Source organism: Sinorhizobium fredii USDA 205 (assembly GCF_001461695.1).
Taxonomy (GTDB): Bacteria; Pseudomonadota; Alphaproteobacteria; order Rhizobiales; family Rhizobiaceae; genus Sinorhizobium; species Sinorhizobium fredii.
Genome location: NZ_AUTC01000198.1, coordinates 1 through 20,595, shown reverse-complemented (window position 1 = coordinate 20,595; position 20,595 = coordinate 1). Strand labels below are relative to the sequence as shown.

At 60.9% G+C, this 20,595-nt stretch carries 16 protein-coding genes and 5 pseudogenes; 16 read left to right on the top strand and 5 right to left on the bottom strand.

Going from position 1 to position 20,595, the window contains the following annotated elements; genetic code table 11:
- The 5 genes from N181_RS28730 to N181_RS28710 form a co-directional block, all read left to right on the top strand.
- A partial coding sequence (locus tag N181_RS28730; RefSeq protein WP_155621632.1) for an NAD(P)/FAD-dependent oxidoreductase occupies nt 1-651 on the top strand: 651 nt, incomplete at its 5' end.
- A gap of 58 nt (nt 652-709) precedes the next feature.
- Nucleotides 710-1,837, top strand: coding sequence for an NAD(P)/FAD-dependent oxidoreductase (locus N181_RS28725; RefSeq protein WP_037402019.1), 1,128 nt, complete (start codon nt 710-712; stop codon nt 1,835-1,837).
- The gene (locus tag N181_RS28720; RefSeq protein WP_037402017.1) at nt 1,818-2,120 is read left to right on the top strand and encodes a (2Fe-2S)-binding protein; all 303 of its coding nucleotides are present in this window, start codon (nt 1,818-1,820) and stop codon (nt 2,118-2,120) included. The genes N181_RS28725 and N181_RS28720 overlap by 20 nt, the downstream gene beginning before the upstream one ends.
- Nucleotides 2,117-3,619: an NAD(P)/FAD-dependent oxidoreductase gene (locus N181_RS28715; protein WP_037402014.1), complete on the top strand. Its 1,503-nt coding sequence runs from the start codon at nt 2,117-2,119 to the stop codon at nt 3,617-3,619. The genes N181_RS28720 and N181_RS28715 overlap by 4 nt, the downstream gene beginning before the upstream one ends.
- A 132-nt stretch (nt 3,620-3,751) precedes the next feature.
- Nucleotides 3,752-5,179 carry an aldehyde dehydrogenase family protein gene (locus tag N181_RS28710; RefSeq protein WP_037402011.1) on the top strand — a complete coding sequence of 476 codons (1,428 nt, stop codon included), beginning with the start codon at nt 3,752-3,754 and terminating at the stop codon, nt 5,177-5,179.
- Between the two features lie 210 nt (nt 5,180-5,389).
- Here N181_RS28710 and N181_RS28705 read toward each other — a convergent pair.
- The 4 genes and pseudogenes from N181_RS28705 to alr all read right to left on the bottom strand — a co-directional run.
- Nucleotides 5,390-5,551: pseudogene (locus N181_RS28705) on the bottom strand (cupin domain-containing protein); the annotation flags it as partial.
- Between the two features lie 577 nt (nt 5,552-6,128).
- A complete protein-coding gene (locus tag N181_RS28700; protein WP_014332651.1) occupies nt 6,129-6,509 on the bottom strand; it encodes a RidA family protein in 381 nt (126 codons plus the stop codon).
- Between the two features lie 35 nt (nt 6,510-6,544).
- Entirely contained in the window at nt 6,545-7,795 is a 1,251-nt protein-coding gene (locus tag N181_RS28695) for a D-amino acid dehydrogenase (protein WP_060564099.1), read from the bottom strand.
- Nucleotides 7,796-7,815: 20 nt separating this feature from the next.
- Nucleotides 7,816-8,949 carry an alanine racemase gene (alr, locus tag N181_RS28690; protein ID WP_014332653.1) on the bottom strand — a complete coding sequence of 378 codons (1,134 nt, stop codon included), beginning with the start codon at nt 8,947-8,949 and terminating at the stop codon, nt 7,816-7,818.
- A 124-nt stretch (nt 8,950-9,073) separates the two neighbouring features.
- Between alr and N181_RS28685 the strand changes: the two genes are divergently transcribed.
- The 8 genes and pseudogenes from N181_RS28685 (at nt 9,074) to N181_RS28655 (ending at nt 17,652) form a co-directional block, all read left to right on the top strand.
- Complete coding sequence (locus tag N181_RS28685; protein WP_014332654.1) at nt 9,074-9,538, top strand: Lrp/AsnC family transcriptional regulator; 465 nt, start codon at nt 9,074-9,076, stop codon at nt 9,536-9,538.
- 494 nt (nt 9,539-10,032) lie between these two features.
- Nucleotides 10,033-10,311: pseudogene (locus N181_RS35400) on the top strand (hypothetical protein); the annotation flags it as partial.
- Nucleotides 10,312-10,764: 453 nt separating this feature from the next.
- Nucleotides 10,765-11,826 carry a homoserine dehydrogenase gene (locus N181_RS28680; protein ID WP_037402005.1) on the top strand — a complete coding sequence of 354 codons (1,062 nt, stop codon included), beginning with the start codon at nt 10,765-10,767 and terminating at the stop codon, nt 11,824-11,826.
- Nucleotides 11,826-13,243 (top strand): annotated as a pseudogene (locus tag N181_RS28675) (aldehyde dehydrogenase family protein). The gene N181_RS28680 and the pseudogene N181_RS28675 overlap by 1 nt, the downstream one beginning before the upstream one ends.
- 116 nt (nt 13,244-13,359) lie before the next feature.
- Nucleotides 13,360-14,749 (top strand): annotated as a pseudogene (locus N181_RS28670) (aspartate ammonia-lyase).
- A gap of 12 nt (nt 14,750-14,761) precedes the next feature.
- Nucleotides 14,762-15,547, top strand: a complete 786-nt coding sequence (locus N181_RS28665) for a phosphotransferase (RefSeq protein WP_037401999.1) — start codon at nt 14,762-14,764, stop codon at nt 15,545-15,547.
- Between the two features lie 18 nt (nt 15,548-15,565).
- Nucleotides 15,566-16,009, top strand: coding sequence for an Lrp/AsnC family transcriptional regulator (locus tag N181_RS28660; RefSeq protein WP_014332659.1), 444 nt, complete (start codon nt 15,566-15,568; stop codon nt 16,007-16,009).
- Nucleotides 16,010-16,224: 215 nt separating this feature from the next.
- Entirely contained in the window at nt 16,225-17,652 is a 1,428-nt protein-coding gene (locus tag N181_RS28655) for an aldehyde dehydrogenase family protein (protein WP_037402022.1), read from the top strand.
- On the opposite strand, the gene N181_RS28650 is transcribed toward N181_RS28655, so the two are convergent.
- The gene (locus tag N181_RS28650; RefSeq protein ID WP_037401996.1) at nt 17,646-18,575 is read right to left on the bottom strand and encodes a LysR family transcriptional regulator; all 930 of its coding nucleotides are present in this window, start codon (nt 18,573-18,575) and stop codon (nt 17,646-17,648) included. The two genes, N181_RS28655 and N181_RS28650, sit on opposite strands and share 7 nt — an antisense overlap.
- 91 nt (nt 18,576-18,666) lie before the next feature.
- Between N181_RS28650 and N181_RS28645 the strand changes: the two are divergent.
- From N181_RS28645 to N181_RS28635, 3 genes and pseudogenes are all read left to right on the top strand, one after another.
- A pseudogene (locus tag N181_RS28645) lies at nt 18,667-19,844 on the top strand (DSD1 family PLP-dependent enzyme).
- Nucleotides 19,844-20,269, top strand: a complete 426-nt coding sequence (locus N181_RS28640; protein WP_037401990.1) for a RidA family protein — start codon at nt 19,844-19,846, stop codon at nt 20,267-20,269. The pseudogene N181_RS28645 and the gene N181_RS28640 overlap by 1 nt, the downstream one beginning before the upstream one ends.
- Nucleotides 20,270-20,302: 33 nt before the next feature.
- Nucleotides 20,303-20,595: FAD-dependent oxidoreductase (locus tag N181_RS28635; protein ID WP_155621631.1), on the top strand; the 293-nt coding region annotated here is incomplete at its 3' end.

Sequence of the window (20,595 nt, the reverse complement as noted above, 5' to 3'; positions counted from 1 at the left end):
TACGGAGTTCTGTTCCCGCAGGCGAGCGTGCGCCAGACAGCGCTTCGAACGCGGCCCACGGCGAATTTGGGCGAAGCGATCTATACGCCGGAGTGTGCGTTGACCCGCCGGTTGGATGGCAGCTACACGCTTGCGAGCAGCGGCAGGGCGATGCTCGACATCACCCCACAAGGCATTCGCTACGCCCGCTGGTTCATGCCGATGTTCATGAAGCGTCTGAAAGCGGTGCAGTTCGGCATCGGCAAATCCTTCCTCCAGGGTCCGGAGGCATTCGGAAGCTTGAACAAGAGTAAACCGTCGGCCTTCGAGCGGATGCGCGTTCTTGACCCACCGCCGAGCCGCCGCACCATCGCGGCTATTTTGAAACGTGTCACGGAGCAGTTTCCTGCGTTGGCGGGGGTCGAAGTCGCCGACAGCTGGGGAGCGTACGTGGATTTCACGCCGGACGCGGTGCCGGTCATCTCGCCGGCCGACGGTGTGAGAGGTCTCTATTTGGCCGCGGGCTGCTCCGGCCATGGCTTCGGCCTTGGCCCGGGCATCGGCCGCCTGGCGGCCGACCTGGTTGCCAATGATACACCCTGTGTCGACCCCACTCCCTTCCGTCTGTCGCGCCTCCTTGATGGTTCGAAAGTCAAAGTCGGCGCAATCTGATCGTGAGGCCAGATCCGGAGAAAGCCGTGGGGGATACGCGCCGAGGGAAGCTAGCGGAATGGATTACGACGTAATCGTCATCGGCGGCGGGCTGGTAGGCGTATCGATAGCCTGGGGTCTGTCGAAATGCGGACAAAGGGTTGCAATCGTCGACGAAGGCGATCTGGCAAACAGGGCCGCCCGGGCGAATTTTGGTCTCGTATGGAGCTCAAGCAAGGGCCTCGGCAACGCCGCCTATTCGCGATGGTCGCGAACCTCGACCGCGAACTGGCACCAGCTGGCAGCCGAACTCAAGGGCGAAACCGGCATCGACACTGGCTTTGTCCAGTCGGGCGGCTTCTCAATTCGGCTCACGCCAACGGAGCTGGAACGCGGGATAGCATCGATGGCGAAGCTCGCCGGCCAACCAGGAATGGACGCGGAAGGAACGCCGCCGCTCGAATATGAGATACTCGATCAGGCCGAGACGCGCCGCCGCTTGCCCCTCGTCGGCGAGACGGTAGCAGGCGCAATTTTCAGCCCGCTGGATGGACACGCAAACCCTCTGCGGCTGTTCGCGGGCTTTCACAAGGCGCTGCAGCAGCGTGGCGTTCATTATCTGCCGCATCGGAAGACCACTGCGATCCGCCATCGCGCCGGCGCATTCGAACTGGCTGGAGACGGGTGGAGGCTCGGTGCCGGCAAGATCGTCCTTGCGGCCGGCATCGGTAATACCGCGCTCGCCCCGATGGTTGGGCTGAACGTTCCGCTCTCGCCCAGCCGCGGCCAGATCATCGTCACCGAGCGGCTGAAGCCCTTCCTCAGCCATGCCACCGGCTATCTGCGGCAGACGGACGAGGGCTCTGTGCTGATCGGCGAGAGCAAGGAGGCGACGATCGATCACCAGCGGCCGAGGGGACCGATAACCGCAGTTCTGGCTGAACGCGCCCTACGCACGTTCCCACTGCTCAGGGAGGCCAAGGCGGTGCGGATCTGGGCCGCATTCCGTGTGGTGACTCCGGACGGCTACCCCATTTACGAGCAGTCAGAGAGGTTTCCAGGTGCGTTCGCATTCGCCTGCCATTCCGGCGTGACGCTGGCGGCGAACCACGCGCTGGTTCTGCCGCGGCAAATTTCGGCCGGGGCGCTTTCTGAGGATCTTTCAGTATTTCATTCCCGGAGGTTCCATGTTCCGGCGGCTGTCTGACAGAAAAGAGAGTTCGGTCTCATTCACATTCAACGGCGTGCCGACCATGGCCAGCCAAGGCGATAGCGTTGCCGCTGCACTGTTGGCTGCGGGACATTGCAGCACGCGGCGCACCCCGGTGTCCGGCGCCGCCCGTGGTCCTTACTGCATGATGGGTGTCTGCTTCGAGTGCCTTGTCAAAATCGATGGCCGGCCGAACCGGCAGGGTTGCATGACCACCGTGGTGACGGGAATGCGGGTCGAAACACAGGACGGCGCGGCCATGCCGGGGCAGGAAGAATGATTCAAAACGTTCAGTCTGCCGCCGATCTCGCGCCTGCCTATGACCTCGTCGTCGTTGGTGCCGGGCCCGCCGGCCTCTCGGCAGCCATCGAAGCCTCGACCCACGGCCTCGCCGTATTGCTGGCCGACGAAAATGAATCGCCCGGCGGCCAGATCTATCGGTCGGTCGACCGTGCTTCGGATGCCGATCTCACGCGCATGGGGCCGGACTACGCTGCCGGTCGGCGGCTCATCGAGCGGTTCCGGAGCGCAGACTTGAGCTATGCCCGCCGGGCGACGGTGTGGAGCGTCGGGCCTGCTGACGAGGAAACGGGCGACGGCGCGCATGCGCTCGAGGTCGGGATCTCGCTCGGCGGCATTGCTCGGCCGATCGCCGCCGATCGAGTGATTCTCGCAACCGGCGCGCTCGAGCGTCCGTTCCCATTCCCGGGTTGGACCATGCCCGGCGTCATGGCGGCGGGAGCGGCGCAGATCCTGGTGAAGTCGTCAGGCCTCGTGCCCTCGGGACGGACCATCCTCGCCGGGACCGGGCCGCTGCTGTACTTGCTTGCAAGCCAACTTCTGCGGGCAGGCGTGTCCGTGACAGCGGTCGTCGATACTACGCCAGTCGAGAACTGTCGCTTGGCCCTGCCTCACCTGCTTAGCTTTGCCACGTCGCCCTACGCCCTCAAGGGCCTGAAGCTCCTCTTGGACGTCCACCGTCGAACCCGTGTCATCCGCGGGGTGACTGCGATCGAGGCGTTCGGTTCCGGACAATTCAGCGCCTTGCGGGTTCGTCGCGGCAAAAAGTCCCTGCACATTCAGGGCGACTTGCTCCTTCTGCACCAGGGGATCGCACCGAACCTTAATCTCACGCTGGCAGCCGGGTGCGACTACGTCTGGGACGAGCGCCTCGCTGCCTTCCGCCCGACCGTCGACGTTTGCGGCGCAAGTTCGGTTCCTGGAGTTTCGATCGCCGGTGATGCGGCGGGAATTGTCGGAGCAGTTGCCTCGGCTCTCCAAGGAGAGCTCGCGGGCCTGACTGCGGCGCTCGACCTAAATCGCCTTGGCCAGGGTGCCTATCAACAGCGCCGGAACCAACTCTCGCGAGAGCTCGCTCTTGCCCTCAGGGGCAGGACTTTCATCGAGCATCGGTTCCGGCCCGGGAAAACGTTTCGCGTGCCCGAGGACGACGGCACCATCGCCTGCCGCTGCGAGGAAATCACAGTCGGCAAGCTGCGTGAAGTTGCGGCGCTCGGCGTGCCGGGCCCTAACCAGATGAAGGCGTTCACACGATGCGGAATGGGACCATGTCAAGGCCGGCTGTGCGGTCTGACCGCGGTCGAACTGCTGGCGCAATACCGTGACGTCTCGCCCGGCGAGGTCGGTTACTATCGGCTACGCCCGCCCATTAAACCGGTGACACTGGGCGAGCTGGCCGCTTTGCCGCACACGGAGATAGCCATCGTCGCTGTCGCCGGATTCGTGGAACGCGCCGCCGATGGCGCGCAAGGCAAATAATCTCGCGTGCCGCTGGCGATTTTTGGGCTCCTCCGTGGCTCATCTTCCCGGCGTCGGCAAGAACCTGATGCAGGCGGATCGCAAATTGCATCCGCTAGGCACGACAAACCAAGCCATACATGGGAGCCACCGATGAAACATGCCCACAAGTTCTATATCGACGGTGAGTGGGTCGAGCCCACGGTATCCAGGGCTCGCGAGGTAATTGATCCATCAACCGAGCAGCCGATAGGAACCATTGCGATCGGGAGTGCCGCCGACGCCCAAAAGGCGATTGCAGCCGCGCGCAGCGCCTTTGCCTCCTTCTCGCAGACGAGGAAGGAAGAGCGCCTCGAACTGCTGAAGCGCATTCTATCGATCCTGAAGCGCCGCAATGACGAGCTCGGCGACATCATCTCGCGGGAAATGGGCGCGCCGCTCGCGATGGCCCGGGCCGAGCAGGCCGGCGTCGGCGCTGTACATTTCGAGCAGACGATCAAGGCACTCGAGACGTTCGCCTTCGAATACATGCAGGGCTCGACCCGCATCGTGCATGAACCGGTCGGCGTCGTCGCGATGATCACGCCCTGGAACTGGCCGATCAACCAGATCGCCTGCAAAGTCGCTCCGGCGCTCGCCACCGGCTGCACCATGGTACTGAAGCCTTCGGAGATCGCTCCCTTCAACGCGGTGATCTTTGCCGAGATCATGGACGAGGCCGGCGTGCCGAAGGGGGTCTTCAACCTGGTCCAGGGCGACGGCCCGACGGTCGGCACGATACTCGCCAGCCATCCGGACGTGGACATGGTGTCCTTCACCGGATCGACGCGCGCCGGAATTGCCGTGGCGCAAGCGGCGGCTCCGACCGTCAAGCGGGTGCATCAGGAGCTCGGCGGCAAGTCGCCGAACATCATCCTGCGCAGCGCCGACTTCCATGCTGCAGTAAGCGCCGGGGTACGACGGTGCTTCGGCAATTCCGGGCAAACCTGCACTGCGCCAACGCGGATGCTGGTGCCCGCCGAGCGAATGGACGAAGCGAGCTCAATCGCCGCGAGGGAAGCGGCTGCGCTCGTTGTCGGTCCCCCTTCGGATCCGCGCACCGACCTCGGACCCGTCGCAAGCGCCGCCCAGTTCGACAAGATCCAGGCGCTGATCGAGCGCGGCATCGCAGAAGGAGCGGAGCTCGTCGAGGGTGGCCCTGACCGCCCTGCGCATCTCAATGCGGGCTATTACGTGCGCCCGACCGTTTTCGCCCGCGTTACCAATCGGATGACGATTGCGCGGGAGGAAATCTTCGGCCCGGTGCTGTCGATCATCGGCTATGACAGCGAGGATGAAGCGATCGCGATCGCCAATGACACGCCTTATGGCCTTGCTTCCTACATCCAGGGCGATCCGAAGGAAGCGCGGGCGGTCGCAGGCAGGCTACGCAGCGGCACTGTTCGCCTCAACGGCTCCGCCTGGGACAGCGCCGCCCCTTTCGGCGGTTACAAGCAATCCGGCAACGGTCGGGAGTACGGGAAGTTCGGACTGCACGAGTTTACCGAAATCAAGGGCATAGTCGGGTTCCTGAGCGAGTGAATGCTTCAAATGTGGTGTGCACGTTTGACGACGCTATCTCCGGGATAATTTGGGCGGCCGTTCGGTGCCCGGTTCGGCGGCATCTGCCGGGGGCAAGTGCACGCTGAGACCGCGCTGCAGCGCGGGATTGTCCTCCGCGTCGAGGTGTCTGAAGTCGCCTCACCGGAATTCTCAGGTGCGCCTATAGTCGGGCGCACCTGAGTCTTGCTGTCACTCGTAAACACAAACGTAGATCTTGCGTACAGTCTCGATCGTACGCCAAACACCGACGAAACCAGGCTTCATGACGAAGCTATCACCAGCGCGATAGGTCTTCGTCTCGCCGCCCTTCTCCTCGATTTCCACGAGACCCGAAAGGATATGGCAGAGATGAGCCGTTCCGGTCACGGATGGCGCAGAACTCACGCTGTTCATTTGGAGGGAATTTTGTGAGCGGCCGAACCCTCCACCTATCGAAGGTCCTTCCGTCCCGGAGACGATTGCGCTGCTCCGGGATAGGATGAACAAGCAGGTCGGTAGGTAAGCCTTCTATCCTCCTGCGACCAGCGCGAGCGAGCGGAAAGGATCGACCCGTTGCTGAACTTCAACATGCGATAGTCCAATGCCCGCTAACCTAACCAAGTGCGGTCCTCGGGCAAGACCGAGGCCGGGGGCAATCCATGAGTAATGTGTGCACCGGGGAGTTCCTCACCATCGAACGCGCCAGGGCCCCACAAGGCTTCTCAAGGCGCATGCCGGTCTCGCGACAATCCGGCTCTTCAACTCGCTTAAGTTTTCGCCGGAGTCGCGAAAAGCGACGGTCATTTATCGACTGCGGGATTTCCATGGGCGACTGCCCATTGCTCGCGTCGCGCCATGAGCGGCGAAAATCGCGTTGCGGCCGGACAGTTGCGCGGCGCCACCCGTCTGTGGTCGGGGGCGGCGCCCGACACGGCCGGCTTGGCGGCACTTATGCCAGCGCGATCACCGCCTCGATTTCAACTTGTGCCCCTTTTGGCAGCGCGCTGACCTCATAGCACGCGCGGGCAGGGAATGGCTTTTGAAAGAATGTCGCATATGCGTTGTTGATGTCCGCGAAACGGGAAAGGTCCGCCAGCAATACGGTCGTCTTGACGGTCCTCCCGATTCCCGATCCCGCCGCTTCGGCGATCGCGGCGATGTTTTTCAAACACTGCGTTGCCTGTTCGACAGGATCGTTCGAAACGAACTCTCCGGTTGCCGGATCGATCGGCAGCTGCCCCGAGACGAAAAGCAGATTGCCCACTTTAATCGCCTGCGAGAAGGGGCCGATGGCGCCCGGTGCCTCAGATGTTGTTACCGCCTCGATCATTGCTGCCTCCAAGCTGTTTCTGGTTGAACATTGATTTATCGGTAGCGGCTGATCGCGAGATCGTCCGCGTCGATTTCCGGCTTCCGCCCGCTGACCAGATCGCTGATCAGCCGCGCCGAGCCGCAGCTCATCGTCCAGCCGAGCGTCCCGTGGCCGGTGTTCAGGAACAGGCCGGCGATTTTCGTTGGGCCGATCACCGGCGTTCCGTCGGGGGTCATGGGTCGCAGCCCCGACCAGAAGGAAGCCCTGCGCAGGTCCCCACCCGGGAACAGGTCTGTTACCGAATGGTCGAGGGTGCGACGCCGCGCGTGGCCGAGGTCATTCGTATAGCCGGAGATTTCCGCCATGCCGCCGACGCGGATCCGGTCGCCCAGCCTGGTGATCGCGATCTTGTAGGTCTCGTCCATCACCGTCGATTCCGGTGCCCGCGACGGATCGGTGATCGGGATCGTCAGCGAATAGCCTTTGACCGGATAGACCGGCAGCTTGATGCCAAGCGGCTTGAGGAGCAGCGGTGAGTAACTGCCGAGTGCGACGACGACGGCGTCCGCGGTGATCGTTTCACGATCGGTCAGCACGCCGCACACGTGGCCATTCTCGACATCCAGTCCCTTGATTTGCGTGCCATAGGCGAAGCGGACGCCAAGCTCCGCTGCCTTTGCGGCGAGTGCGTTGGTGAACTTGAAGCAGTCACCCGTCTCGTCCTTTGGCGTCAGCAGTCCTCCGACGATTTTGTCGCGGACATGCTTTAGTGCGGGCTCTACCCGGATGCAGCCGTCACGGCCGAGCACCTTGTACGGCACGCCGTCGGCGGCGAGCGCCTTGACGTCCTTGCCGGAGGCGTCGAGCTGCTTCTGCGTCCTGAAGAGCTGCAGGGTGCCCTGCATGCGCTCGTCATAGGCAATGCCGGTCTCCGCCCGCACTTCCGCCAGCGAGGTCCGGCTGTACCCCGCGAGACGCAGCATCCGGCCCTTGTTGATCGCGTAGCGGTCAGCGGTGCAGTTTCTCAGCATCTGCACCATCCAGGCGAGCATGGGGCGATCGAGCTTCGGGCGCAGGATCAGCGGCGCGTGCTCCATGAAGAGCCATTTCAGCGCCTTCATCGGGATGCCCGGCGCGGCCCAGGGCGAGCAGTAACCGAACGAGACTTCACCTGCATTGGCGAAGCTGGTTTCAAGAGCCGGCCCCCGTTGGCGGTCGACCACGATGACCTCGTGTCCGGCCTTGGCAAGCTGGTAGGCGCTGGTCACGCCGATCACGCCGGCGCCGAGAACGATGACTTTCATGGTTTCCTCGATGAGTTTGCTCAGCGGTACCGGCGCTCGTAGCGGCGGCCGAGGGAGGTTAGGATCTCGTAGGAGATCGTGCCGGCGGCTTTGGCGACATCCTCAAGCGACTGATGGGGCCCGAGAACCTCAACAAGACTGCCGAGGGAAAGCGTGCCCTCGGGAAGGGTGGTGATATCCACCGTAATGCTGTCCATCGAGACGCGCCCGACGATCGGCAGGCGAACGCCATCGTAGAAAACGGCGCCGCGATCGCTGAGGCTGCGGAGAAGACCGTCGGCATAGCCGGCGGCGATTATAGCGAGCCTGGTCTCTGCGGAGGTCACGTGTGCGCCGCCGTATCCCACACGTGTTCCGGCAGGAACCGTCCTTGTCTGGATGACGGCGACGTCGAGCCATACGACCGGCTCCATGGGGTTGGGTGTGCCGGCAGTGGGCGCGCCACCGTAGAGGGCAATACCGGGACGAGCCAGGACCCCATGATAGTCGCCGCCCAAAAAGACGCCGCCCGAATTGGCAAAGCAGACATCGAGCTCTGCATACTCGGCGGCGATAAGGCGCATCTCAGCGAGCTGATCGGCATTCTGCCTGTTGTCCGCCTCGTCGGAGCAGGCGAGATGGCTCATGATGAAGAGGATTTCGATGCTCCCGCAGCCCTTGAGTTCGGCTGCCAGCGCGCTTCTTTCCTCCAGTGGGACCCCCAAACGTGACATGCCGGTGTCGAACTGCAGGACGGCGGGAAGAACGCGTCCGAGCTTCTGCCCTGCCGACGACCACCGTCGGAATTGCTCGAGTGAGTTAAGCACCGGAATGACGCCGGCGTCGGCGCAGGTGACCTCCGCTCCAGACTGCAATCCATTCAGCACCAATATTTGCGTGTCGTTCGGCAGCAGCGGTCTGAGTTTGATCGCCTCCAAGAGGTGCGCGACGAAGAAATGCCGGCAGCCCTGCGCATGGAGCGCCTTGGAGACCTGCTCAGCACCGAGCCCGTACGCGTCGGCCTTGACGACGGCGGCGGCCGTTGCAGGTGCGACCGCCGCCGAAAGCTTGCGGTAGTTTCGCTGTAAGGCGGCGAGATCAATGGTCAGGTGGCCTGAAGCACCCGCACTAGCGTCTGCGTCCCAACTTTGAATTTGCAAAGCATGACCGTCCATGTGCAACCCTCTCCTTGCACGGGAACATATTGAAATATTCGTTGAATATCTTGCATACTTCTGCTTTATTATTTCAATTTATAACGCTTTACCGAATAATCTATGAAGAAATGGAAGATTGTGTATGACCGCAATTGATGCGATCGACCGCAATATCCTGCGCCTGCTGCGGCTGAACGCGCGTATGAGCAATGCTCGCCTGGCGGAGGAAGTTGGCCTCTCGCCTTCTGCATGTCTGCGTCGCATAAGATTGCTCGAGGAAGCCGGGGTCATCCGCGGCTACACAGCCTTGGTCGACAGCGGGAGTTCCGAGGACACCATCGCGGTCATTATCAACATCACGCTCGAACGGCAGACCGAGGAACACCTCGACCGTTTCGAAGCTGCAGTGCGCAAGCACCCCGAGATCCGCGAATGCTTTCTGATGACCGGCGGCTCGGACTATCTGCTCAGGGTGGAAATGGGGGGCGCGGGCGAGTTCGAGAGGATCCATAAGGAGATTCTCTCGACACTGCCCGGCGTCCTGAGAATTCATTCAAGCTTCTCAATTCGTAACGTCTTGGCCACCCGGACTAAGGGGCAACGGTGAAGTCGAGTCAATCGAACCGACGTGTACTGGCGCCGGTGCACCATCGATAGTCCCATCTGCGAATTTGGCCTGAAAAAGCACGGCTGCCGTCGGGACCGGTGCGACGGCAGCCAAATTTTGCCCTGGGGGAGGAAGGGCGATGCGGTGGACACGTCGAATATGAGAGGCTTCGTGGTCCCCACCATCGATCTATATCCTAACAGCCGAGCGGGCGGATGGGCTGCCGCATTCCGAAGTTCACAAGCATGTTCATCGGTTAATTAATAGCTATTCAGCTAAATTAGCTTACGCTTTTCTTATGTGCATCCAAGCATCTACGTCCCGGCACCTCAGAGTGGGGCGGCGGAAGGAGCCGGGATGTCCTAGCTCTGTGTGTCAGCCCCTGCCATGGAGAGTGCCCGTGAAAGGGGCCGGATCGACATCAGAGTTGCAGAAGAACGGGCGCCAATGTCGAGCTTTGAAATTTTCGCCTCTTCTCGTGCCTCCCAGTTTGAATTTGGAGGCATTTCCGTGGAGGCTTTCCATACATTCGCTCGGGCCCATATTGCTACGCCAATTCGTTCGCCATTCTGTGCGGCGCGCATGCGCCATCGACGGCGGTCACTGAGTTTGCGACCGGCAGCGCCTTTGGGACGCAACTCGTCGGCGGAAGTTTGCCGTTCTCGATCCCTTCGGATGGACGCCGGGGGCTGGCTTCTACGGAGCCTGAGGCGATAAGATGGGCTTCAACGGTCATCAAGAGAACCAGCGAGCACGGTAATGCGGGTGATAGCTGCTAGTTGTCACCTTTAAAGGCGGCGATATTTCAGCGCGAATAGAGCAAGCGCATCGCTTCGAAGTTGAGTGTTCGCCCCCCGGTGTCGCCACGCTCCACCGGCGCCCGCCCCGCCGCGTAATCCGGCGAGACGTATGGACGAGAACGATGCGCTAAAAGCCCCATCACTCGCATTGACGGGCCGACATCAATCCGAATCGCCCTCGGATTTCTTCTCGAACCGCAATATGTGAGCCGAGGCTTCCTCAGCCAGGTCATTCATTGATCCGGGTTCTGTCTGCCCGCACGCTGGGGATGTTGGACGACGGTGGCCGTCGGCTCAACCCCGGGTCACCGGCCACGACGGCGGTGGAATGAGCAAAACGCTCGGTAGATTGGTCTGTTTGTGCCGTTCCGACTGAGCGATCCGCATCTCATCATTGCGGAGAAGAATGCTTCACCGGAGGATCCAATGACAATCTATAACATTGCTCTTATCGGGTTTGGTGGCGTCAATCGCGCTTTGGCCGAACTCATTGCGACGAAGAACCCGCTCTGGGAACGAGACCTCGGCTTCCGGCTGAACATTGTTGCTGTTAGCGACCTCTATCTCGGTTCCGTTATTTCGCCGAACGGGCTTGATGCCAAAACCCTCGTTGAAGCGAACTTCGCAAAAGGCGGGTTTGGACAGCTCTCTGGCGGCAGTGCGGAAGCCGATAACGAAACAATCATCAAGACGGCGCCTGCTGACATAGTCGTGGAAGCAACATTTACAAACCCGAAGGACGGCGAGCCCGCTGTTTCGCACTGCCGCTGGGCCCTGCAGTCCGGCAAGCATGTCGTCACCACGAACAAAGGGCCGGTCGCGATCGCTGCCCAGGAACTGAAGGCTCTTGCAAAGGCGAACGGCGTTCATTTCGAGTATGAGGGCTCCGTAATGAGTGGCACCCCTGTCATCCGCATGGCAGAAAAGACGCTTGCCGGCGCGGAGGTGAAGGGCTTCGAGGGGATCTTGAACGGCACCTCGAACTTTGTCCTCGGCCGTATGGAAGGCGGCCTTGACTTCGCCACTGCGGTCAAGGAGGCTCAGATACTCGGCTATGCGGAAGCCGATCCGACCGCCGATGTCGAAGGTTTTGACGTTCGCCTCAAGGTGGTGATCCTGGCAAACGAGCTGCTGGGGGCAAGCCTCAAGCCCGAAGAGGTCACGTGCAAGGGGATCTCCAAGCTTTCTCCTTCCGATATCGAAAACGCGGCAGCAGCAAATAGCCGTTGGAAGTTGGTCGGATCGGCGGTTCGGAATGAAGACGGGACGGTAACTGGCAGTGTTTCTCCGAAGCAACTTCCCTTCGAGCATCCGCTCGCTGGTGTAAACGGCGCGACCAATGCCGTATCGCTTAACACCGAACTACTCGGCTTTGTCACCATCACCGGCCCTGGCGCCGGCCGGATTGAGACCGCTTATGCGCTGCTGTCCGATATTGTCGCCATCCACAACGCCCAGGCAGCCACCGCTACGAGGGAGGCCGCCTGATGCAGAGCCTCGCCCTCAGCAAGAAGACGTCCGTGGCCGAGATCATTATCTGCAATCCCTTCGACGGCAGCTTTGTCGGAACAATCTCTGAGACCAGTGCCGACAGTGTGAACCTGCTGCTTGAGCGCGCCAATCGTGGTGCGCAGATCGCACGGTCCCTACCCCGTCATAGACGCTCCGCAATTCTGGAAAAGGCGGCAGCGACTGTTGAAGCCCACAAAGAGGATTTTGCACTCCTTATCGTGCGGGAAGCGGGGAAAACAATCACCCAAGCCCGCAAGGAAGCTACGCGATGTGTCAATACTTTGAAGCTCTCGGCGGACGAAGCCAAGCGGAATGCCGGCGAGGTGATCCCCTTTGATTCCTATGCCGGCTCGGAATCCCGTCAAGGCTGGTACACACGGGAGCCGCTCGGCATCATCACTGCGATCACGCCTTACAATGACCCGCTCAATCTCGTGGCCCACAAGCTCGGCCCAGCGATCGCCGGTGGCAATGCGATACTCCTGAAACCCTCAGAGCTTACGCCTCTTTCGGCCATCAAGCTGGTGGAAGTGTTGCTCGAAAGCGGTTTGCCCGAGGAAGTCATCACGATAGCTATCGGCGGAGCAGACCTGGGCAAGGCGCTCGTTTCGGCCAAGGACGTTCGGATGATCTCCTTCACAGGTGGTTTTACGACCGGCGAGGCCATCGCGAAGAGTGCCGGCATCAAGAAGCTCGCGATGGACCTCGGCGGAAATGCACCGGTTATCGTCATGGAAAACAGCGATTTTGACGCGGCTGTTGAAGGGTGCGTGTCGGGTGCCTACTGGGCGGCGGGCCAGAACTGCATCGGCACGCAGCGGATTCTCGTCCAGCGACCGATCTACGAACGGTTCAAGACCGAATTTGTGGCTCAGACTGCCGAGCTCAAGACCGGCAATCCGATGGAAGCGGATACTGACGTGGGACCGATGATTTCCGAAAAGGCGGTCAGCCGGGCTGCTGCCATGGTCGAGCGCGCAATCGCGGCCGGCGCGACGCTTCTTTGCGGGCACAAGCCCTCCGGCACTCTCTACCCCCCAACAGTGCTGGAAAACGTGCCAGCATCCTGCGGCCTGTGGAATGAGGAGGTCTTTGCGCCGATTGTCATTCTGCGGCCGTTCGATGAACTGGATGAGGCAATCCAGCTGGCAAACAGCCCGGAGTACAGCCTCCACGCTGGTATCTTCACCAACGATCTGGAGGAAGCTCTTGATGCCGCCAATGAAATCGACGCCGGGGGTGTCATGATCAATGACTCGTCCGACTATCGGTTCGACGCAATGCCCTTTGGCGCGGCTTCAAATACGGCAGCATGGGACGTGAGGGCGTTCGGTTTGCCTATGAAGACATGACCCAGCCGAAGGTCGTCTGCATCAATCGGCTGAAGCGGTAGCAGGCGCCGCTTCCTTCAGTTCAGCTCATCAATGCGTCTAGGTGAGCCCACCCGCTCAAAAGGCAATCACTGATGCAATGCACCACGCCGGAATTCTGGACTAGGGGGAATAGAGAATGGGAACTGAACGCATAGAGGCCGACTTGATCGGGTCTCTTCCGATCCCTCGTGATGCTCTGTACGGCGTCCACACTCGTCGAGCCGAGCTCAACTTCGACGTTTCGGGCCTTCGGCTGAAAGACTTTCCCGAACTTATCCAATCTATGGCTATGGTCAAGAAAGCAGCCGCGCTCGCGAACGCTGAGCTTGGTCTTCTGCCGGTGGAAAAAGCAGCGGCGATCTCCAAGGCCTGCGATGATCTCATCGAGTTGAAGGGTGTCGATGAGAACTTCCCGATCGATATGATGCAGGGCGGCGCTGGCACGTCCACGAATATGAATGTTAATGAGGTGGTAACTAACCTGGCGCTCTTGAAGCTCGGGGCCAATGTGGGCGACTACGCAAAGCTGCATCCCAATGATGATGTGAACCTTTCCCAGTCCACCAACGATGTCTATCCCACCGCGCTCCGTCTGACCATTCTTCGCGCTTGTGACGGGCTGATAGCGTCCCAGGTCGGCTTGCGCGACGCATTCCGTGCAAAGGCGAGTGAGTATGCGACTGCGCTGAAGGTCGGCCGCACTCAGTTGCAGGATGCTGTTCCGATGACAGTAGGGCAGGAATTTGAAGCGTTCGCGGAGCTCATCGACGAAGATATCATCCAACTGCAGTCGGCCTCCAAGCTGTTGAAAGAAGTCAATCTCGGTGGATCTGCGATCGGCACCTCAATCAACGTCCCTCCCGGTTTTTCCGGCGCAGCTTGCGTGCACCTGACGCAGATTTCGGGGACCCACGTCATTCCGGCCCGAAACCTGATTGAGGCCACATCTGATGCGGGCGGGTTCGTTTCGTTCTCTGGTGTTCTGAAACGAATTGCAGTGAAGCTGACTAAGATTTGCAATGATTTGCGCCTCTTGAGCAGTGGACCTCGCGGGGGCCTGGGTGAAATCCGACTGCCGCCTGTGCAAGCGGGATCCTCAATCATGCCCGGCAAAGTCAATCCCGTCATTCCAGAAATGATGAACCAGATCGGGTTCCAGGTTATCGGAAATGATCTCACGGTAACGCTCGCGGCCAGCGCCGGGCAGTTGCAACTGAATGCAATGGAGCCAGTGATGGTTCTCAACATCCTTCAATCCATGCGGATGCTGACGCGGGGGATGGATATTTTCAAGCAGCGATGCATCGACGGAATTGAAGTCGACGTCGACCGCTGCAAGGCCCTCCTCGACCAGTCTCTCGTACTCGCGACGCCGTTGGCAATGTCTTTCCAAGAAGGCGCTGGCCGAAAAGCGGGAGTTGCGGCAGATCGTCGAAGAGGAAGGAATTTTGGCGCCTGGCCAAATTGACGAGCTCTTTGAAGGCAGCACGGAGTTCGCAAATACGTCGCTGAGTTCATCGGCCTAATAAGGTAGGAAAATGGCTGTTTTTACCGAGCTTTCTGACGAAGATCGCCAATCGATCACTGCAGCCTATGGTTTTACGTCGCTCTCGTCAGTGATTGGGATTGCTGACGGCGACACCGAGACGACCTACCTGTTTCGCGCCAAGGAAGGCGAATTCATCGTTACGCTTTTCGAGAACGGAGCCCAGCCTTTAGATGTCGAAAGGGCTTTTGAATCCATGGAGGCGCTCTATCGAAGGGGCGTCCCCTGCCCCAAACCGCTGCGCACCGTCGAAGGCCACCCCACGTACCGGGCCGCAGGTCGATTGGTTGCCATAGTCAGCTTCGTACCGGGCTCCTCATCCACCATTGCAGGCGCGGCAAAATGCCGGAACCTGGGTCGTGTGATGGCTCAAATCCACACTGTCTTGGAACGAAAGGTAAAGCGCACATCAACGGATCTTCCAACTGGGGCAGTTCATGGCGCGTTGGCCCAAGAGAATGTCTTTTTTCTTGGAGATGAAGTAAGCGGGGTCATTAATTTCAGGCTGCGGCACGATGATGTGCTGGTGTCGGAGGTCGCTGATGTGCTTGTCGGTTGGGCCGGCGAAACCAACGGAGAACTGAACAAGGAGCGGGCGCGCGCGCTGCTGCAGGGTTACGAAGAAGTTCGAAATCTGACTGGCGCGGAAAAGGAGGCATTGCCAGGTTTCATAATGGCTTCGACATCGAAGCGATTTGCGAGCCAGAAGGAAAGAGCCTTCCTACCGGAAATCGCCGTGGTAGCTTATCGATCGCTAACGCCCGACATTACAGGCTAATCGACCGGCACCAACCCCATGAAATATCTTCTCGATCGAACCGACGAACAGATACTTGTCGAATTGAAGGCAAACGCCCGAATCTCGCACGCGGAGTTGTCGGCGAAGGTGAATCTTTCGCGTAACGCCGTGCGAGTGCGGATCGAACGACTTGAGCGGGAAGGCTTCATCAAAGGATATACGATCGTCACCGGCGATGGAGGGAATAGCCAGCACGTTACGACCGCACTGATCTTCGTCTATCGGCACGATCGCATGAGAGGTGGCGACGTCATTCAGGCGCTGCGGAAAATCCCAGAAGTCGTGACTTGCGACGTCATGACTGGTGACTTCGATCTCCTCGTTAGGGTTGAGTCTCCCGAGGCTGACCGCATCCGGCAGATTTGGCAGCTGATAGCCGAGATGCCCGGGGTGCGCGATACGCTGACTGCGTTTGCTCTCTCCTCTGTCATCCGAAAATAGAGTGCCGCAAAACAGAGGCACATCTTGTTTGGACTTTACCGCAAAAGGAGACGCGTTCAGATCAGCGATCGCTCGACACCGAGCGCAGACGCGTTTGTTAACGCCCTCCTTAAGGCGACATTCAGGCGATGTAAATTGTTGCCTTCAGGTGAAATGAGGCATGCTTCTGACGCAGGCCCGCCCCGGCGGCATGGCACTATCAAGAGGTTCAAATGATGATAACCGAACGAGGAACCCAGTTCTATATTGGCGGGGAGTGGCAAGAACACGCGGACGCAACAAGTCTGCCCGTCGTTGATCCCGCCTCGGAACGGGTTATCGGCCATATCGCCGCCGGAGAGGCAAACCACGCCGATCTCGCGGTCGCGGCAGCGCGCAAGGCCTTCCCGGCCTTCTCTCAATCATCTGTACCCGAGAGGCTTGAGCTCCTCGGCAGGGTGCATTCGCTCCTGAAGGAGAGAGCGGAGCTGTTCGCCGAAGCGCTCGTGATGGAGATGGGGGCGGCGATCAGCTTTGCGCGGGCCTCGCAGGTTCCTTTCGCCGCCGAACACATTCGTGTCCAGATGGAGGTGCTCGAGAACTACCGGTTCGTGACGGTCGATGGGCGCACCGCGACCGCCAAGGAAGCGATCGGCGTTTGTGCCCTGATCACGCCTTGGAACTGGCCACTCTACCAGATCACCGCCAAGCTTGCCCCAGCGATCGCGGCTGGCTGCACCGTCGTCCTCAAACCCAGCGAGCTGTCCCCCTACAGCGCCTTGCTCTTCGCCGAACTGATGCACGACGCCGGCACTCCGCCAGGCGTGTTCAACCTGGTCAATGGCACTGGAGAGAGTGTCGGCGCAGCCCTCTCCAGCCATCCAGATGTCGACATGATCTCGATTACCGGCTCGACGCGTGCGGGGGTGCTCGTCGCGCAGGCGGCTGCCCCGACTGTCAAGCGGGTGGTCCAGGAACTTGGCGGCAAATCACCCAACATCCTGCTCGATGATGCTGATTTCGCCGAGGCGGTGCCAAAGGGCGTTCTTGCCGGAATGCGAAATGTCGGACAGTCATGCAGCGCCCCGACGCGCATGCTTGTACCCGCCCATCGGCTCGCCGAAGTCGAAGCTCTGGCCGGCAAAACCGCGCGCGCCATCCGCGTCGGCGACCCGCGCGATTCCGAGACCGCCATGGGGCCGATCGCCAATCGCGCCCAGTATGAGCGGGTGCAGGCGATGATCCGAGCGGGAATCGACGAAGGCGCAAAGCTCCTGTGCGGCGGCCTGGGACGTCCAGCAGGTCTCGATCGAGGCTTCTTCACACAGCCGACGATCTTTTCCGAGGTTCGGCCGGACATGCGCATCGCTCGCGAGGAAATCTTCGGACCCGTGCTGGTAATCATTCCTTATCGCGACGAAGAAGAGGCAATCGCGATCGCCAACGACACCGTTTATGGACTGGGAGCCCATGTCCAATCCTCGGATCCGGATCGGGCACGGCGGGTTGCCTCCCGGATCCGCGCCGGGCAGGTTCATATCAACTATCCGGCGTGGGACGGGACGGCCGCATTTGGTGGCTACAAGCGCTCAGGCAATGGACGCGAATATGGCATGCACGGGCTCGAGGAGTATCTCGAGACGAAGGCCATCCTCGGTTACTGAGAAGCTGACCCCGCGCGAGCGGCTTGCCATGGCGGCGGCTTCAGCGCCTGTCGAAGCATCGTCAGGAAGGCGGTAGTCCGGGCGCTTCGCCCGTGCCGCGAGCCGAGCATCGCGACGATGTCGGCCGGTGGGAGCTGCCAGTTGGGCAGAACCTCCCGCAGCCGTCCATCAGCGAGATCTTCTGCTACGTTCCACTCGGAACGGATCATGATGCCCTGACCGGCAAGCGCCCACTCGCGGATGACGGCACCATCGTTGCTCGACATAACCGGATTGACGCGCACCGTCGCAATCTCCTGCCGCGGCCCCTTGAAACGCCACAGCGTCACGTCCTCCTCGTTCTCCCGAACGGCAAGACAACGATGTTGAGCAAGATCGGCGGGCGCTGAAATGGGCGGTGCCGAGTCGAGGTACCTCGGACTTGCGCAGAGTATTCGAGGGTTGGGCGCTAATGTCGTAACAACCTGGTCCAGATGCCCCGGCGCCCCAATGTGAACAACGACATCATAGCTTTCGACGAGCAGAGCCGCCGGATGGTCGGACAGCTGCAGGGTAGCGGTCGCGCCGCCGTGCTCTCGTGCGAACGCTTCCACGACCGGGGCTACATAGAGCCGTCCAAACCCGTGTGGTGCGGCGACCCTGAGGTGTCCGCGAACCGCACCCCTGCGATCAGCTAGGGCTTCGGAAAGCGAATCGATGGCCTCGCTGACAATAACGCTGTGAGAAGCGACCAACGAGCCCTCTTCCGTGAGGCGCAGCCGCCGTCCGGACCGGTCGATCAGCCGCACCCCGACTTTCTCCTCCAGCGCGCGCAGGCGCTGTGTCACCGCCGGAGGCGTCACGTTCAGCTTTCTCGCGCTTTCCGCGAGAGATTTCGAGCCTGTCAGCACCGAAAAGAAGGCAAGATCGTCGGACGTCAACATTAATGAGGACCTGAATTGAACATTCACTTGTCATTAATTGTCATCTTTATGATTTGACCGCAAGGTGAAAACCCGAATTGGAGATCAGATCATGGTCCTAGCGACGATCGACCCGACCACCCGGCTGGCCGCCTCGACCAGCCTTGAGGACCTGGAAACACCCTGTTTGGTCCTGGACGCCGACCGAATGGACAGGAATGTTCAGCGGCTCAGGAGCCGACTTGACGCCATGGGAGTGTCACTCCGGCCCCATTTGAAGACCGCTAAGTCGATCGAAGTCGCACGGCGGGTGATGAGCTCGCTGGAGGGGCCGGCGACCGTCTCTACCCTGAAGGAGGCTGAACAGTTCGCGGCGGCAGGCGTCCGGGACTTAATCTATGCGGTCGGCATCGCCCCAGCGAAGCTCGCGCGTGTCGCGGAACTGCGGGCGAGCGGCGTCGATCTCGTAGTCACTCTGGATACTGTTCAGCAGGCACAAGCGGTAGCCGAGGCGTCTCGGCAGAGCGGAACGCGCATCCCGGCCATGATCGAGATCGATTGCGACGGCCACCGCTCCGGTGTGCGACCCACTGATCTGGCGCAGCTGGTGGAAATAGGGCAGGCGCTGACGGCAGGTGCCGAGCTGCGTGGCGTACTCACCCATGCCGGCGACAGCTACAAGGGCGGAGGCGTCGAGGCGCTGCGGCTCTACGCGGACACGGAACGATTGGCCGTCATGGAGGCCGCGCGCATTCTGCGGAAGGCGGGGCTGCCGTGCCCGGTCGTCAGCGTCGGCTCGACACCAACGGCCCATCACGCGACGGACCTCGCTGGAGTGACGGAAGTCCGCGCGGGCGTGTTCGTCTTCTTCGATCTGGTGATGGCTGGGCTCGGTGTTTGCCAAATCGACGACATCGCGCTCAGCGTGCTCGCGACCGTCATCGGACACCAGCGCGAGAAAGGCTGGATCATAACCGATGGCGGATGGATGTCGCTGTCGCGGGACCGTGGCACTGGCAAGCAGGCCGTCGACCAGGGCTATGGTCTGGTATGTGACGTGGATGGCACGCCCTATCAAGACGTCATCGTTGCCGACGCGAACCAGGAACATGGAATTATAGGGGTGCGCCCGGATCGAATGCACGACTCCCGGACCTGGCGGTCGGAGACCGGGTGCGGATCCTGCCAAACCACGCCTGCGCGACCGCTGCGCAGCACGAAACCTATCACGTGGTCCGCGGCCGCTCGCACGCTGTCGAGACCTGCTGGACCCGCTTCGGAGGCTGGTGATGCCCAAATCCCTGACTGTGAATACCGATCGAGTACCAAGCCCGGCGGGCCACTACTCACAAGCGAAGCTCGTCGGTCAGCACCTCTACATTTCGGGCCAGCTACCGATCCGCACGGGTGAAGAGGCCCTGGCGGACAACAGCTTCGAGACCCAAGCGGCACAGGCCCTCGACAACTTGCTGGCGATTCTGGAAGCCGCAGGCGGAACCCCGGCCGATCTCGTCAGGGTGACCGCCTACATCGTCGGCGTGGCCAATTGGCCTCGCTTCAACCAGGTTTATGCGGCGCGACTAGGGGATTCCCGCCCGGCTCGCACCGTCGTTCCGGTGCCGGAACTTCACTATGGCTATCTCGTCGAAGTCGATGCGATAGCCGTCATTGCCTCAGATGCTCCTGCCGGAGGGGCAGGAAACAGTGCCGTATAGATCGGCCGCCACAATCAGTTCAGGTCAGCCCCCATGTCTCCAATTGTCAAACGCATACAGAACGATCAAGAGCTTCCCGCCAAGGCCGATGTTGTCGTTATCGGCGGCGGCATTGTTGGTGCAACGGCGGCTTTCTTTCTGGCGGAGCGGGGACTGTCCGTAGCTCTGGTCGAAAAGGGCCATGTCGGCTGCGAGCAGTCGAGCCGCAACTGGGGCTGGTGCCGCCAACAGAACCGGGATGAGCGCGAGTTGCCGCTCTCGGGCATCGCTTTGCAAGCTTGGGATGAGTTTGCGGCGAAGATCGGTGAGGACGTCGGCTTCCGCCG